1 protein-coding gene is annotated in these 543 nt (G+C 66.5%); it reads left to right on the top strand.

Going from position 1 to position 543, the window contains the following annotated elements; all coding sequences use genetic code 11:
* Nucleotides 1-543 (top strand): alpha-amylase family glycosyl hydrolase (locus tag ACTWQJ_RS52135; protein ID WP_443313316.1); only part of this gene is annotated, 543 nt, incomplete at both ends.

Raw genomic sequence — 543 nt, 5'->3', positions numbered from 1 at the left:
ACACCAGCGACCAGCACCCGTGGTTCCAGGAGTCCCGCAAGGACCCCGACGGCCCCTACGGCGACTTCTACATGTGGGCCGACGACGACAAGCAGTACCAGGACGCCCGCATCATCTTCGTCGACACCGAGTCCTCGAACTGGACGTACGACCCGGTCCGCGGACAGTACTTCTTCCACCGGTTCTTCTCCCACCAGCCGGACCTCAACTACGAGAACCCGGCCGTCCAGGAGGAGATCCTGGCCGCCCTCCGCTTCTGGCTGGACCTGGGCATCGACGGCTACCGCCTGGACGCCGTGCCGTACCTGTACGCCGAGGAGGGCACCAACTGCGAGAACCTGCCGGCCACCCACGAGTTCCTCAGACGGGTCCGCCGCGAGATCGACGCGCTGTACCCGGACACGGTCCTGCTGGCGGAGGCCAACCAGTGGCCCGAGGACGTGGTCGACTACTTCGGCGACTTCCGCGCCGGCGGCGACGAATGCCATATGGCGTTCCACTTCCCGGTCATGCCACGGATCTTCATGGCCGTCCGCCGGGAGT

It is taken from the genome of Streptomyces sp. KR55 (assembly GCF_052245645.1).
Taxonomy (GTDB): domain Bacteria; phylum Actinomycetota; class Actinomycetes; order Streptomycetales; family Streptomycetaceae; genus Streptomyces; species Streptomyces flavusporus.
The sequence above is the reverse complement of the archived record's forward strand: the minus strand, read 5'-3'. Positions and strand labels throughout refer to the sequence as shown.